The organism is Saccharothrix australiensis, from assembly GCF_003634935.1.
In the GTDB taxonomy this organism is placed as follows: domain Bacteria; phylum Actinomycetota; class Actinomycetes; order Mycobacteriales; family Pseudonocardiaceae; genus Actinosynnema; species Actinosynnema australiense.
The window spans coordinates 496,002-510,296 of sequence record NZ_RBXO01000001.1; the positions used below are offsets into that span (position 1 = coordinate 496,002).

Below are 14,295 nucleotides of genomic sequence, written 5' to 3' on the forward strand. Positions count from 1 at the left end.
CGCGGTCCCGGACGGGTCTTGAGCGGTCCTGACGGCGGCGACACCTGGCCCCTTGTGGCCGGTGGTCATCGGCGCGAGCATCGCTTCCGCCGATGACCCCGACGCCACCGAGGACCCGATGACCCACCACCTCCACCCGCGGGTCGTCGGGTGATCGCCCGCGACCTCGTCGCGCTCCTGGTCGCGCTGCTCGCCGTCGTGCTGCCCGGAACCGCGCTGCTGCTCGCCCTGGGCGTCCGCCGTCCCGCGTGGCTGGTCGGGCTGTCGCCGGCCGCCTCGGTCGGCGTGGCGACCCTGACCGCCGTGGTGTGCGCCGTGCCCGGCGTCCGGTACGGACCGCTGCCGCTGGGCGTCGTGACCGCCGTGCTGCTGGCCGTCGGGGTGGCCCGATTAACCGGGTGGCGGCGTCGGCTGCCGACGCGGGGGCGTGGCCTCCGGCCCCCGGTTCCATTGTCCCAGGAGGGACCGACAGAACCGTCGGACGATGTATCGGTGTCGCGCGAGGCATCGGCGGTGTCGAGTGAGACGTCGGCGGTGTCGCATGGGGCGTCGGCGGAACGGCGCGTCGAGCGGGACCCCGGCCACGCGGCCCGACACACCGCTCCCGGCGCGGCCGACCGGCGGGTGCGCGTCCCGTGGCGGGGTGGTCGGTCGCCCGCGCCGTGGCGTGCCGGGCGGGTCCTCGGCCTGCTGCTGGTGCTCGGCGCGGTCGTGGTGAGCGGCTGGACCTGGTGGGCCGGCCTCGGCACGCTGGCCACGGTGGGCCAGGAGCACGACATGATCACCCACCACCTGGTCACGGCGTACATCCAGCGCACCGGGCACGGCGCGCCCTGGCAGCTGATGCCGACCGACGTCCTGACCGACTCGGGCGTCGCGTTCTACCCCGCCGGCCTGCACCTGCTGATGGCGCCGGTCGCGACCCTCGTCGGTGACACCGTGGTCGGCATGAACGCCGTGACGGTGGTCCTGCTCGGCTTCGGCTGGGCCACCTCCGTCGCGGTCCTGACGCACGTCGCCGCCCGCCGCGCCCGCCTCGCCCCGTCCGCCGCCGCGCTCGCGGCGGGCATCGCCGCCGTGGTCGCCGTCGGGCTCTACCGGCCGGTGTTCTCGCTGCTCCACGAGGGCGGCATCCTCCCGAACGCGACCACGCTCGTGCTGACGCCGGGGGTGCTCGCCGCCCTGCTGACGCTGCGGCGCGGCTGGGCGCCGGCGGTCGGCGCGGGCATCGGGGCCGTCGGCGCGCTGGCCGTGCACCCGAGCGCGCTCGCGTCGGTCGGCGTCAGCCTGCTCGGCTGGTGGGTCGGCGACGCGCTGACCAGGGGCGGCCCGCGCCGCATCGCCGCCGCGCTGCCCCGGTTGGCGCTGGTGGGCGCGGTGGCCCTGGTGGCGGGCGCGCCGGTGCTGGCGCAGGTGTTCGGCGTGGCGGGCGGCGCGTCGAGCGCGGGCGCGGACGTCGGGCCTGCCCCGTTCGGCCCGGCGCTGGGCAACGCGGTGGCGCTGGCCTACAGCGGGTACGTCAAGGACTACGAGGGCCAGGCGCAGGTCTGGGCCGCGGCCCTGGCGCTGCTGGGCGTCGTGGCGGTGCTGGTGACCCGGCGCGCCCTGGGCACCCTGACCGCGTGGGCGGGCTGGCTCCTGGTCGAGGTCGCGTTCCTGAGCAGTCCGGCGCGCGGCGCGGACGCCCTGGTCACCGGCTTCTTCTACCACGCCCACCTGCGGGTCTGGTCGCACCTGTCGCTGTTCGCGCCGGTGCTGGCCGGGCTGGGCGTGGTCCTGGCGGCGTCCGGCGTGGCGCTGTGGTCGGCCCGCCTCGCGCGGGCGGTGCGGCCGGGGGTGCGCTGGGCCGCGGTGGCGCTGGCCGCCGCCGCCGGCGTGGCGTACCTGGTGTGGCCCGCGTCGGGCTACGCGCGGGTGGAGAGCCGCTACCTGGCCACCCGGTACGCGACGCCGGACTTCGTGCGGGTCGACGGCGACGACGAGAAGGCGATCGACTGGCTGGCGGACCGCGTGCGCCCCGGCGAGCGGGTGCTGAACTCCGCCAACGACGGCTCCACGTTCCTGTACGTGCGCGCGGGCCTGCCGATCGTCAACACCAGCTCGCTCGGCAACGCGAAGTCGCCGCACACCTACCGCCTGCTCAAGAGCTTCAACCGCTTCCCCTCCGACGCCGGGGTGCGGGCCGCGCTGCGCGACCTGAACGTCCGCTGGGTGTACGTCGACACCCGCGCGCCGACGATCGGCGCGGGCTCGTCACCGGAGGACTGGGTCGGCGGCTTCCTGTTCTCGACCGCCGCCGGCCTGCGCGACCTCGACGGGCTGCCCGGCCTGGAACTCGCCTTCCGGTCCGGCACGGTGTCGGTGTACGGGCTGGACCTCGGCGCGGCGGAGTCGCCCTGACCGCCCCTGGGCGTCGGCCGTCACCCGTCCGCTGGATACTGTGAGGCGTGACGAGCCGGAGCGATGTCCCCAGCCTCAGCGTTGTCATCCCGGTGTTCAACGAACCCGACTGGATCGGCCGCTCGGTCGGCGCGCTGCGCACCGCGCTGGCGAACGCCGAGTGGGACGCGGAGATCGTCGTCGTGGACGACGGCAGCACCGACGACACACCGGAACGGCTCGCGGAGCTGCCCGGCGTCACGGTGGTGACCCAGCCGAACGGCGGCCGGTTCGCCGCCCGGTTCGCGGGCATCACCAGGGCGTCCGGCGAACTGGTGATGCTGCTGGACAGCCGCGTGCTCCTGGAGCCGGGCTCGCTGGTGTTCCTGCGCGACCAGTTGCTGGAGCACCCCGAGCGCACGGTGTGGAACGGGCACATCAACAGCGACGACACGGGCAACCCGTACGGCGCGTTCATGCAGGGCCTGGTCGCCGTCGGGTGGCGGCGGTACGTGGCGAACCCGCGCCTGACGTCGTTCACCGCCGAGGAGTTCGACGCCTTCCCCAAGGGCACGACGCTGTTCGTCGCGCCGCGCAAGCTGCTGGAGGAGGCCGCCACCTCGTTCACCTCGCTCTACGACGACGTGCGGCTGGCCAGCGACGACACCCGGATGCTGCGCTGGGTGTCCGAGCAGGGCCCGATCTTCCTCGCGCCGGACTTCGCCGCGCGGTACATCAGCCGCGACTCGCTGCCGAAGTTCGTCAAGCACGCCTACTTCCGGGGCAGCACGTTCGTCGACGGCTACCTCGACTCGCCCGGCCCGGTGCGCAACGCGGCGTTCGCCGCGGGCGGCGTCGGCCTCGCGGGGCTGGTCCTGCTGCTGCGCAAGCCGAAGGCGGCCGTGGTGCTGGCCGCCGCCGGTTCCGCGGCGGCGGGCGCGGTGGTGCGCAGGTGCGGCGGCTCGAAGGCCCAGTCGCTGGCCGTCGCCAAGCTGCTGACGCTGTTCGCCGCGTGCTTCGGCGCGGGCGCGGCGCGCGGGCTGGCGCTGGCGCTGCGCAAGCGGCTGGGCAGGTGAGCGGGCGGGTGCCCGGACGGGTGTCCGCGTCCGGGGGAGTGGTCCACCGGTGAGCGGCGCGGCGCCCGCGGCGGGGCGGTCGCTGGGCGCCGTCGGCCTCGCGACGCTCCTCGGCGCGGCCCTCGGGTACCCGTTGCTGATCGTCGCCGGGCGCGTGCTGTCGCCCGCCGACGCGGAGGTCTTCCTGACGTTCTGGGGCCTGGTGTTCGGCGCGGGCGCGGCGATGGCGCCCATCGAGCAGGAGGTGTCCCGGCAGGCCGCGCTGGCCGACGTGGCGGGCCGCCGGACCGGGTTCGGCGCGGTGCAGGTGGTCGCCGTCTGCGCGATCGGCGTCGTGCTGCTCGGGTTGGCCGTGCTGCTGCCGCCGGTCGCCTCCCGGCTGTTCGGGTCGGACGGGACGATCGCGGCGGTGGCCGCGGCGGGCGGGCTCGGGTTCGCGTTCCAGTTCGGGCTGCGCGGGCTGCTGATCGGGCACCACCGGGTCAACCCCTACAGCGCGCTGGTGGTGGCCGAGGCGCTGCTGCGGGCCGTGCTGCTGGGCGGGTTCGTCCTGGTCGGCCTCACCGGGCTGGTGCCGCTGACCATCGCGGTGGCCGCCGGGTCGTTCGCGTGGCTGGCGTTCGCCTGGCGCGGCCGTCCGCTGCTGGACCCGAGGACCGACCGCGAGCCGTGGGGCGCGGTCGTGCGGCGGATGTTCTTCCTGGTGCTCAGCGCGGGCCTCAACGCCAGCGTGCTCACCGGCTACCCGGCGATCATGAAGCTGTTCAAGGACCCGTCGGACGGCGACTCGCTGTCCGCGCTGTTCTTCGCGCTCACCGTGGCGCGGCTGCCGCTGCTGCTGCTGTCGCCCGTGCAGGCGATGGCGGTGCCGGCGGTCGTGCGGCTGTCCGCCGACGCGGACGGGCGGCGCAGGCTGCGGGCGCTGCTGGCCAAGGGAGCGGGCGTCGCGGTGGGCGTGGCCGCGCTCGGCACCGCGTTCGGCGCGCTGCTGGGACCGTGGGCGGTGCGGTTCGTCTTCGGCGAGAGCTACGTGGTCGAGTCGTGGGCCGTGGCGGGCCTGGTGTGGTCGTCGGTCCTGCTGGGCGCGGTGATGCTGCTGGCGGCCGTGCTGGTGGCCCGCAAGCAGGTCGACGCGGTGCTGCTGCTGTGGGCGCTGGTGGCCGCGTCGAGCGTGCTGGTGCTGTGGCTCTCGCCCGGCGACATCGTCCTGCGGGCGGTCCTCGGGCTGGTCGTCGCGCCCACCGCCGGCCTCGTCCTGGGCGCCTGGCTCGTCCTTAGGGAACGCGCCGGCAGTCCCGCCGAACCGACTCGTTAGGCTGCGCCCGTGTCTGACTCGGTCGACCTGCGTCGAGTGCTGGTCGTTATGCCGGCGCTGAACGAAGAACACAACATCGACAAGATCGTCGCCGAGGTGCTGGCGGAGCTGCCGGAGGTCGGCGTCCTCGTCGTCGACGACGGTTCCACCGACCGCACCGCCGAGCGGGCGCGGGCGAGCGGCGCGCAGGTGGCGCGGCTCGCCGTCAACCTCGGTGTCGGCGGCGCCATGCGCACCGGCTTCCGCTACGCCGTGCGCCACGGCTACCAGGTCGTGATCCAGGTCGACGCCGACGGCCAGCACAACCCGGCCGAGGTGCCCGACCTGCTGCGCGAGCTGGCGCACGCCGACCTGGTGATCGGCGCGCGGTTCGCGGGCAAGGGCGAGTACAAGGCCCGCGGCCCGCGGCGGTGGGCGATGAAGGTGTTCTCCGTGGTGCTGTCCTGGCTGTCCGGCACGAAGCTGACGGACGTGACGTCCGGCTTCAAGGCGTCCGGCCCGCGCGCGGTCGCCCTGTTCGCGCAGCACTACCCGGCGGAGTACCTCGGTGACACGCTGGAGTCGCTGGTGATGGCCGTCCGGGCGGGCCTGAAGGTCCGCCAGGTGCCGGTGGCCATGCGGGTGCGGATGACCGGCACGCCGAGCACCTCACCCGTCAAGTCCGCCGTGTACCTGCTGCGGGCGTCCCTGGCGTTGATGTTGGCCCTGATGCGCCGCAAGCCCGCCAAGGGCTTGACCGAAGCCGCCTAGGAGGTCGGCCACCATGCCTGAGTGGCGGTTGTTGATCATCGTGCTCGCCGTGATGGTGCTGATCGTCGTCGTGGAGATGATGCGGCGGCGCAAGCTGCGCGAGAAGTACGCGGCGATGTGGCTGCTGGTCGGCGTCGGCGTGGTCGTGATGGGCGCCGTGCCCGGCCTGCCGTCGTGGCTGGCGAGCCTGACCGGCGTGGAGCTGGCGGCGAACTTCCTGTTCGCGGTCGCGGCGGTCGTCCTGCTGTTCGTGGTGCTGCAACTGAGCAGCGAGGTCGGGCACCTGGAGGAGGAGGTGCGCACGACCGTCGAGGAGATCGCCCTGCTGCGGTGCGAGCTGGAGGACGCGAAGCGCGAGCTGGACTCCCGGCTGACCGCGGCGGAGGACCGGCTTCAGAGGTCGTAGTCGCCGTCCTTGACGCCGGCGACGAACACGGCCCACTCCTCGTGGGTGAACACGGCCGTGCCGGCGTCGGGCCTCAGGTTGTTGCGCACGTGCACCGCGTCGTCGGTGAACTTGGTCTCGACGCAGGTGCCGCCGTTCGTCGTGCGGCGTGGCAGGAACCACGCGTTGGACTGGAGAGGCATACGTTCAGTATTTCACCGGCTCCCGCTGCTCGACTCCGCCAGTTGATCCAGGGTTTCCCGCATGATCCGCGTGCTGGCCTCCCGGCTGAGCGCCATCCCCCTCATCAGGTCGAGGTGGTGGGTGGCCTGCTCGACCACGGACGGTCTGTCCTGGATGGTCTCCCGGCCGTAGCTGTCGGTGAGGAGGATGTCCGGCGCGGGCGGTGGGAAGCGGTGCAGGGTCGCGATCATGCCCCGGAACGCGTGCGGGCCGCCGTCGAACGGCATCACCTGGATGATCACGTTGTCGCTGCGCGTGTTCAGCTCGATCAAGTGCTCGACCTGCCGCCGGGTGGTGTTCCGGTCGCCGATGATCGTCCGGAGCGCGCCCTCGCCGAGGATGCACCAGTAGCGCAGCGGAGGTCGGTGCGTGCGGGTCAGCAGCTTGCCCCGCTCCATCCTCAGGTCGAGCAGTTTCGCCACCTCGTCCGGTCGACCGCTCCAGGACCAGTCCAGCAACGCCTTCGCGTAGCCGGGCACCTGGAGGATGCCCGGCACGAGTTCGCCGCTGTAGCAGAGCGACGACACGGCCTGCGCTTCCAGGTCCACGATCCGGCGGTGGTTGTTCGGTACGGTGGCCGCGGTGTAGGGACTGGGCGCTCGCCGGCCGCGGGCGGTTCGCGCGAACCGCAACAATTCGGCCCTTTCGTCGCCCACGACGCCGAAGTGGTCGAGCAGCCGTTCCAGCTCGACGGGTTTGGGTCGTGACCGGCCGGTTTCCAGGTCGCCGATCTTCGAAACCGTGCAGCCGAGCAGCGTGGCCGCTTCCTCGCGCGTCACCTTCGCGTGTTCGCGCATCCGGCGCAGGGTCGCGGCGACCTGCACGTGCTCGGTGTGGACCCGCCGGACGGTCATGTGCCGCACCCCTCCAATCGATCTCCTGAGATTAGCGAGTTTTTCACGTCCGTAACGTCACTCGTCTGGGTAAATGTCAATCCTTACGCACGTAGATACGGTGATGCTCATGTATTCCGATCATTCGCCCGTGCACGGTTCCACGTGGCTCGACCTCGTGGACGCCCATCGGGTCACCTATCGGCTGGAACCGGGCGAGGACACCGCGCGGTTCACCATCCTCGGCCCGCTGGAGGTCGAGCTGGACATGCCCGCGGCCCTCGTGCGGCACTGCCGGGACGTGTTCGACGCGGCGCTCGCGGAACTCGCCGGGAACGCGGCGCACCGGCCCTGATCAGGAAGTTGACACCGGCAGTGCCCCGACGGGGTGGCAGGCGTCACGGCGGGTCACTGCCGTAGGCTCAACCGCCGTGAGCTTCGCAGGATATGACCTGATCGTGGTCGGTTCCGGCTTCTACGGCCTGACCGTCGCCGAGCGTGCCGCCAGCCAGTTGGACAAGCGCGTGCTGGTCCTGGAACGCCGTGAGCACATCGGCGGCAACGCCTACTCCGAGGCGGAACCGGAGACCGGGATCGAGGTGCACCGCTACGGCGCGCACCTGTTCCACACCTCGAACAAGCGGGTCTGGGACTACGTCAACCAGTTCACCGAGTTCACCGGCTACCAGCACCGCGTGTTCGCGATGCACGGCGGGACCGCGTACCAGTTCCCGATGGGCCTGGGCCTGATCACGCAGTTCGTGGGCCGCTACCTCAGCCCCGACGAGGCCCGCGCCTGGGTGGCCGAGCACGCCGCCGAGTTCGACACCAAGGACGCCAAGAACCTGGAGGAGAAGGCGATCTCGCTGATCGGCCGCCCCCTCTACGAGGCGTTCGTGCGGGACTACACCGCCAAGCAGTGGCAGACCGACCCGAAGGAGCTGCCGGCGGCCGTCATCAGCCGGCTCCCGGTCCGCTACACGTTCGACAACCGGTACTTCAACGACACGTACGAGGGCCTGCCCAAGGACGGCTACACCGCGTGGCTGGAGAAGATGGCCGACCACCCGAACATCGAGGTCCGGCTGAACACCGACTTCTTCGACGTCAGGGAGGACATCCCGGCGGGCACGCCGATCGTCTACACCGGGCCGGTCGACCGGTACTTCGACTACTCCGAGGGCTGGCTGGGCTGGCGCACGCTGGACTTCGAGCAGGAAGTCCTGCCGACCGGCGACTTCCAGGGCACCTCGGTGATGAACTACAACGACGCGGACGTGCCGTTCACCCGCATCCACGAGTTCCGGCACTTCCACCCGGAGCGCGACTACCCGACCGACAAGACGGTCATCGTCCGCGAGTTCTCCCGCGCCGCGGAGAAGGACGACGAGCCGTACTACCCGATCAACACGGCCGAGGACCGAGCCAAGCTGGAGCGCTACCGCGAGCTGGCCAAGCAGGAGGCCGCGGAGCGCAACGTGCTGTTCGGCGGGCGCCTGGGCACGTACAAGTACCTCGACATGCACATGGCGATCGGCTCGGCGCTCACCGCGTTCGACAACAGGATCGCCCCGCACCTCACCGACGGCACGCCGATGGACGGCAGCCTGGACTGACGCCCGGCCGGCACCGCGTCGCCCGCGGCGGGCGACGCGGTATGGTCGCTGGTACCACTCGATAGCCAGGCAGAGCCATCCGGGGTAGCGCCCACGCGGTGGCGGCCGACACCAGAACCTCGAACCGCTCCGCTGGTTCGCCGGAGGAAAGCACGTGACCGAGCACAGCTCCAGTGGCGGCATCGACCCGACCAAGGTGCTCCAGCGGGTGATCCTGCCCCGCGACGAGGACCCGCTGGACGTCCGTCCGCTGTACCTGGACGAGCCGGACAACGTGCACTCGCACGTGTCGTCCCGTCGTTCGGTGACCGTCCCGGCGTCGGCGAAGGTGTCGTTCGCCTCCTACTTCAACGCGTTCCCGGCCAGCTACTGGAAGCGGTGGACGGTCGTCGACGAGGTCGTGCTGCGCCTGCGGGTCCGCGGCGAGGGCCGGATCGACGTCTACCGGTCCAAGCCGAACGGCGACCCGATCCACCTCGACGGCGGCCCGGTCCGCTCGCGCGACGGCTGGACCCACGTCGAGCACCGGGTCAGCCTGAAGCCGTTCGAGGACGGCGGCTGGATCTGGTTCGACGTGTTCACCGACGACCACACGCTGGAGATCGGCGAGGCCGCCTGGACGGCCGACCAGGCGCTGCCCCCGCAGAAGGTCGCCATCGGCATGACCACCATGCGGCCGGTGGACGCGGTCATCGCGCTGCGCGCGCTGGGCGAGGACCCGGTCGTGCTGGACGTCGTGCAGAAGGTGTTCGTCGCCGACCAGGGCGCGGTGAAGGTCCGGGACACCGAGGGCTACGCCGAGGCCGTCAGGCTGCTCGGCGACAAGCTGGAGGTGATCGAGCAGGACAACCTCGGGGGCTCCGGCGGCTTCACGCGCGGCCTCTACGAGGCCATCGAGCACACCGACGTCGACCAGATCATGCTGATGGACGACGACATCCGGCTGGAGCCGGACGCGGTGCTGCGCTCGAACGCGTTCGCGCGGGCGGCGGCGCAGCCGGTCGTCGTCGGCAGCCACATGTTGAACCTCCAGGCCCGCGCCCGCCTGCACAGCATGGGCGAGGTCGTCGACCTGGCCTCGGGCTACTGGCGGCCGGCGCCGGGCGCGGTCACCGACCACGACTTCGGCGAGGAGTCGCTGCGCGAGAGCCCCAAGCTGCACCTGCGCATCAACTCCACCTACAACGGCTGGTGGATGTGCCTGTTCCCGCGCGAGGTCGTGCAGCGCACCGGCTACCCGCTGCCGCTGTTCATCAAGTGGGACGACGCGGAGTACTCGCTGCGCGCCCTGGAGAACGGCTACCCGACGGTGTCGCTGCCCGGCTCGGCCGTGTGGCACATGCCGTGGACGGACAAGAACGACGCCACCGACTGGCAGGCGTACTTCCACACCCGCAACCGGCTGGTGCTGGCGGCCCTGCACAGCCCGTACGACATCCGGTCGACGCTGCTCAAGCAGGGCCTGAAGCTGTCGCTGCGGCACCTGCTGTCGATGGAGTACTCGACGGTGGCCGTGCAGCAGAAGGCCATCGAGGACTTCCTCGCCGGCCCGGCCAAGCTGTTCGAGTCGCTGCGGACGGCGCTGCCGGAGATCCAGGCGCTGCGCAAGACGTACTCGGACGCGCAGGTGCTGCCGTCGGCCCGCGAGTTCCCGCCGCCGACGTTCGACATGGTGCGCGCGGAGTCGATGCTGAGGCCGCCGACGAACCCGGCGACGATCGCGGCCGAGGCGGCGAAGGCGCTGGTGCACAACCTGCGCGCGCCGGACGCGGCCACCGCGGAGCGCCCGCAGATCAACGTGCCCGCGACGAACGCCCGGTGGTTCCTGCTGGGCAACCTGGACAGCGCGACGGTGTCGAACGCCGACGGCAGCGGGGTGGCGTTCCGCAAGCGCGACCCGAAGGAGTTCAAGCAGCTCATGGCGCGGGCGGTGCGCAACTACCGCCGGCTGGGCCAGGAGTGGCCGCGGCTGAAGCAGGTCTACCGCGACGCGCTGCCCGAACTCACGTCGGTCGAGGCGTGGCGCAAGGTCTTCGAGAACTAGTGGCTGTGGCGCGTTGACCTGCCTGCGGCAGGTCAACGCGCCACACTCGATCAGGCTCTGAAGAATCTCTCGCGCCGGCCCTGGCGGACCAGTTTGAGCCACTCCACGAACGCCTTCGGGTCCTTGCGCACGCCGATGAAGTACAGGCCGAACCGGAAGAGTTCCAGCAGCCCCAGCTTGCGCATCCCCGGCTGGGACAGCAGGTAGCCGCGGTTGCGGTAGGTGTAGTACCGCTTCACCGGGTTCTCCGGGTCCTGCGCGTGGAACCGGCCGCCGAGCATCGGCTTGAACTCGTCCGAACCGTCCGGGTGCAGGTAGGCCACCTTCAGCGACGTGCCGAACGGCAGCCCGGTCCGCACCAGGCGGCGGTGGATCTCCACCTCGTCGCCCCGGAAGAACAGCCGGTAGTCCGGCACGCCGATGACGTCCACCGTGGACGCCCGGAACAGCGCACCGTTGAACAGCGACGCGATGCCCGGCAGGAAGTCCACGCCCAGGTCGGACGTGCGGCGCTTCCAGGTCAGGCCCCGGCGCAGCGGGAACGCCAGCTTGTCCGGGTGCTCGATGTTCGACACGACGGGCGAGATCGCGGCCAGCTTCCGCCGCTCCGCCTCGGCCAGCAGCACCGCCAGCACCGTCTCGTCGGCCGGCCGCCCGTCGTCGTCGGCCAACCACAGCCAGTCCGCGCCCAGCGACAGGGCGTGCAGCATCCCCAGCGCGAAGCCGCCCGCGCCACCCAGGTTGCGGTGCGACGCCAGGTAGGTCGTGGGTACCGGGCACTGCTCGACGAGGTCGTCCACGGGCTGGTCCGGGCCGTTGTCCACGACCACCAGGTGGTCCAGCGCCCTGGTCTGCGAGGCGAGCACCTTCAGCGACTGCGCCAGCAACTCGCGCCGGTGGCGGGTCACCACGACCCCCACCACGGACCCCTTCGGCAACGGGTTCACGGTCTACTCGCCACCGTTCCCGCTCAGCACCGGCGACTGGCCGATCCGGGCCAGGGTGTCCGGGCTGAGGTGCTCGTACGGGTCGCGGCCCTTGTACGCCTTGACCACCTCGCGCAGCGAGCCGTGCTGCTTGACCTGGCCCTCGTCCATCCAGATCGCCGTGTTGCACAGCTCGACCAGCATGTCGTCCGAGTGGTTGGCGAACACCAGGATGCCGGAGCGGGCCACCAGGTCGTTGAGCCGGTCGCGGGCCTTCTCCAGGAACGCCGCGTCGACCGCGCCGATGCCCTCGTCGAGCAGCAGGATCTCCGGGTCGATCGAGGTCACCACGCCGAGCGCGAGGCGCACCCGCATACCGGTGGAGTAGGTGCGCAGCGGCATCGACAGGTAGTCACCCAACTCGGTGAATTCGGCGATGTCGTCGACCCGCTTCTCCATCTCCTTGCGGCTCATGCCGAGGAACAGGCCGCGGATCATGATGTTCTCGTACCCGGAGATCTCCGGGTCCATGCCGACGCCGAGGTCGAAGACCGGCGCCACCTTGCCCTGGATGCGGGAGCTGCCCCTGGTGGGCTCGTAGATGCCCGCGAGCAGCCGCAGCAGCGTCGACTTGCCCGCGCCGTTGTGGCCGACCAGGCCCACGCGGTCGCCGTGCCGCAGGGAGATGGTGATGTCGTGCAGCGCTTCGATGATCGGGACGCGGCCCTCCGCGCCGATCTTGCCGCCGACCTTGCCCAGCGCGAGCTTCTTCAGCGACCTCGACTTGGCGTCGAAGATCGGGAAGTCGACCGAGGCGTTCCAGACGTCGATGCTGACCATAGGTTGCGGCCTCACTCAGACCCAGTAGGAGACGCGGGCACGGTAGTTGCGCAGCGCGACCAGCGCCAGCCCCCACCCGACGACGGTGAACGCGCCCGCCACCGCCCAGTGGTGCCAGCTCTGCGCGTGGCCGATCAGCGGCGCGCGCACGATCTCCAGGAAGTGGTAGATGGGGTTGAACTCGGCGATCAGGACCTTCCAGCTGCCCTCACCGTGGGTGAACTTGTTCAACAGGCCCACGGGCCACACGATCGGCGTCATGAAGAACACCAGCTGGATGAAGCTGTGGATGACCGGCGGGATGTCCCGGAACCGGGTGCTGACGATGCCGAACAGCAGGGCCACCCACACGGCGTTCGCCACGACCAGCACGAAGCCCGGCACGGCGAGCAGCACGGCCCACGAGAGGCCGGGCTGCGCGGTGATGTCGCCCTCCATCTTGTACGGCTCGGACAGCGTCGGGAAGAACACCGCGAGGACGATCAGGTAGACGACGAGGTTGTGCGCGAAGAACAGCACCTGCCGCCACACCATCCGCAGCACGTGGACGGTCACCGGCGAGGGCAGGTGCTTGATCAGCCCCTCGTTGACGATGAAGACCTCGGTGCCCTCGGTGATGACGCCGAGGATGAAGTTCCAGACGATGAACCCGACGGTGATGTACGGGAGGTAGGTGCCCAGCTCCTGGCCGAGCAGCTGCGAGTACAGCAGGCCGAGCGCGAGCGCCGTGGTGCCCATCGAGATGGTGATCCACAGCGGACCGATCACCGACCGGCGGTAGCGCTGCTTGATGTCCTGCCAGCCGAGGTGGCCCCACAGCTCGCGTTGCCGCCACGCGTCGCGCACGTCGCCGAACGCACGGGCGAATGTGCGCGAGTCGGGTGCCAGGGGAACGGCTGGTCGATCGACCGCACTCGTGTGTTGCACGAGTATTGAGACTACCGGCGACAGGTAGTCCCACCTGTCGCCGGGCTGTCACGGTGCGATTACCTCGGCGGATGGGGTTTCCGACACGCCGGTGATCTTCACGATCACCTGTTCGTGGTCGTACGTGTAGCCCTCGTAACGGAACTCGGTGCCGGTGCGCTCGACGTACTCCGTCCAGGCCCTGTGCTCGTGCTCACGCCAACCCGGAAAGTTGAAGTACTCGTCGAACACGATCACGCTGCCCGGCACGAGCCGGGGGCCGACCAGGTCGAGCACCGTCTTCGTGGAGGAGTACAGGTCGCAGTCGACGTGCAGGAACGTCACCCGACCGGGGTGCTCGGCGAGGAAGCCGGGCAGCGTCTCGTCGAACCAGCCGACGACCAGCTCCGCGCCGGGCACGTCGGGCAGGCTGTCGACGGTGAACATCCCGGCCGGGAACCCGCTGCGCCAGTGCTCGGGCAGGCCCTCGAAGGAGTCGAACCCGTAGACGTCCCGGCCCTCGCGGGCGGCGGCGATGATCTTCAGCGTGGTGCCCGCGTAGACGCCGAACTCCAGCGCCAGGCCGTCCTGCTCGACCAGCGTGAGCGCGTGCTCCAGGGTGGCGTGCGGGTGGTCGAAGTGCGGCGCCGAGGTCATGGCGTCGCGCACGAACCGGGCGCTGTCGGTCGCCGCGTCGCGCTCGCCGGCGAACACGAGGTCGCGGCGGGCGCGGATCTCGAACCGCCGGATGTCCTCGGCGACCCGCTCGGACCGGTGGCGCACCTCCTCCCGCAGCTCGGCCAGCTCGCCCCGGAGCCGGTCGAGCTGCTCGGCCTGGGCGCGGTGGTGGGGGGCGACGACGTCCTCGATCGCCCGCATCACCTTCCCTCTCAGGCTCCCGCGGGCTTGTTCGACCAAACGGCTGTGACGCACCCGGTCGAGCACGTGTGCTCTCCTCTCGCCTTTGCACGCTGAAGACGCG

Annotated in this window: 14 protein-coding genes; 8 read left to right on the forward strand and 6 right to left on the reverse strand. The window is 71.2% G+C overall.

Annotated elements, in window-relative coordinates; genetic code table 11:
- Window positions 1–150: 150 nt before the first annotated feature.
- From C8E97_RS02420 to C8E97_RS02440, 5 genes are read left to right on the forward strand one after another with little or no spacing between them, the layout of a single operon-like run.
- A complete protein-coding gene (locus tag C8E97_RS02420; RefSeq protein WP_121001218.1) occupies window positions 151–2,400 on the forward strand; it encodes a DUF6541 family protein in 2,250 nt (749 codons plus the stop codon).
- A 47-nt stretch (window positions 2,401–2,447) separates the two neighbouring features.
- On the forward strand, window positions 2,448–3,455 hold the full coding sequence (locus C8E97_RS02425) for a glycosyltransferase family 2 protein (RefSeq protein ID WP_121001220.1): 1,008 nt from the start codon (window positions 2,448–2,450) through the stop codon (window positions 3,453–3,455).
- A gap of 49 nt (window positions 3,456–3,504) precedes the next feature.
- Window positions 3,505–4,770, forward strand: a complete 1,266-nt coding sequence (locus tag C8E97_RS02430; RefSeq protein WP_121001222.1) for a lipopolysaccharide biosynthesis protein — start codon at window positions 3,505–3,507, stop codon at window positions 4,768–4,770.
- A gap of 48 nt (window positions 4,771–4,818) precedes the next feature.
- The gene (locus C8E97_RS02435) at window positions 4,819–5,520 is read left to right on the forward strand and encodes a glycosyltransferase family 2 protein (RefSeq protein ID WP_121001224.1); all 702 of its coding nucleotides are present in this window, start codon (window positions 4,819–4,821) and stop codon (window positions 5,518–5,520) included.
- A 13-nt stretch (window positions 5,521–5,533) separates the two neighbouring features.
- Window positions 5,534–5,926: a DUF2304 domain-containing protein gene (locus C8E97_RS02440; RefSeq protein WP_121001226.1), complete on the forward strand. Its 393-nt coding sequence runs from the start codon at window positions 5,534–5,536 to the stop codon at window positions 5,924–5,926.
- Here C8E97_RS02440 and C8E97_RS02445 read toward each other — a convergent pair.
- Together C8E97_RS02445 and C8E97_RS02450 are read right to left on the reverse strand one after the other, a co-directional pair.
- Window positions 5,914–6,108, reverse strand: coding sequence for a DUF397 domain-containing protein (locus tag C8E97_RS02445; RefSeq protein ID WP_121001228.1), 195 nt, complete (start codon window positions 6,106–6,108; stop codon window positions 5,914–5,916). The two genes, C8E97_RS02440 and C8E97_RS02445, sit on opposite strands and share 13 nt — an antisense overlap.
- A 12-nt stretch (window positions 6,109–6,120) precedes the next feature.
- Window positions 6,121–7,002 (reverse strand): helix-turn-helix domain-containing protein, encoded by an 882-nt coding sequence (locus C8E97_RS02450; protein ID WP_121001230.1) that lies wholly within the window; start codon window positions 7,000–7,002, stop codon window positions 6,121–6,123.
- 130 nt (window positions 7,003–7,132) lie between these two features.
- Here C8E97_RS02450 and C8E97_RS02455 point away from each other — a divergent pair, with 130 nt between their 5' ends.
- The 3 genes from C8E97_RS02455 to C8E97_RS02465 all read left to right on the forward strand — a co-directional run bounded on the left by C8E97_RS02455 (window position 7,133) and on the right by C8E97_RS02465 (window position 10,641).
- On the forward strand, window positions 7,133–7,336 hold the full coding sequence (locus C8E97_RS02455) for a hypothetical protein (protein WP_121001232.1): 204 nt from the start codon (window positions 7,133–7,135) through the stop codon (window positions 7,334–7,336).
- Window positions 7,337–7,412: 76 nt separating this feature from the next.
- Window positions 7,413–8,597 (forward strand): UDP-galactopyranose mutase, encoded by a 1,185-nt coding sequence (gene glf / locus C8E97_RS02460; protein WP_121001234.1) that lies wholly within the window; start codon window positions 7,413–7,415, stop codon window positions 8,595–8,597.
- 154 nt (window positions 8,598–8,751) lie between these two features.
- On the forward strand, window positions 8,752–10,641 hold the full coding sequence (locus C8E97_RS02465) for a glycosyltransferase (RefSeq protein WP_121001236.1): 1,890 nt from the start codon (window positions 8,752–8,754) through the stop codon (window positions 10,639–10,641).
- 50 nt (window positions 10,642–10,691) lie between these two features.
- On the opposite strand, the gene glfT1 is transcribed toward C8E97_RS02465, so the two are convergent.
- The 4 genes from glfT1 to C8E97_RS02485 are packed head-to-tail and all read right to left on the reverse strand — an operon-like array spanning window position 10,692 to window position 14,258.
- Complete coding sequence (gene glfT1 / locus C8E97_RS02470) at window positions 10,692–11,588, reverse strand: galactofuranosyltransferase GlfT1 (RefSeq protein ID WP_121001239.1); 897 nt, start codon at window positions 11,586–11,588, stop codon at window positions 10,692–10,694.
- A gap of 3 nt (window positions 11,589–11,591) precedes the next feature.
- Window positions 11,592–12,407 carry a galactan export ABC transporter ATP-binding subunit Wzt/RfbE gene (gene wzt / locus C8E97_RS02475; protein ID WP_121001241.1) on the reverse strand — a complete coding sequence of 272 codons (816 nt, stop codon included), beginning with the start codon at window positions 12,405–12,407 and terminating at the stop codon, window positions 11,592–11,594.
- Between the two features lie 15 nt (window positions 12,408–12,422).
- Window positions 12,423–13,334, reverse strand: a complete 912-nt coding sequence (wzm, locus tag C8E97_RS02480) for a galactan export ABC transporter permease subunit Wzm/RfbD (RefSeq protein WP_121001243.1) — start codon at window positions 13,332–13,334, stop codon at window positions 12,423–12,425.
- 48 nt (window positions 13,335–13,382) lie between these two features.
- Complete coding sequence (locus tag C8E97_RS02485) at window positions 13,383–14,258, reverse strand: class I SAM-dependent methyltransferase (RefSeq protein ID WP_121001245.1); 876 nt, start codon at window positions 14,256–14,258, stop codon at window positions 13,383–13,385.
- Between the last annotated feature and the right edge of the window lie 37 nt (window positions 14,259–14,295).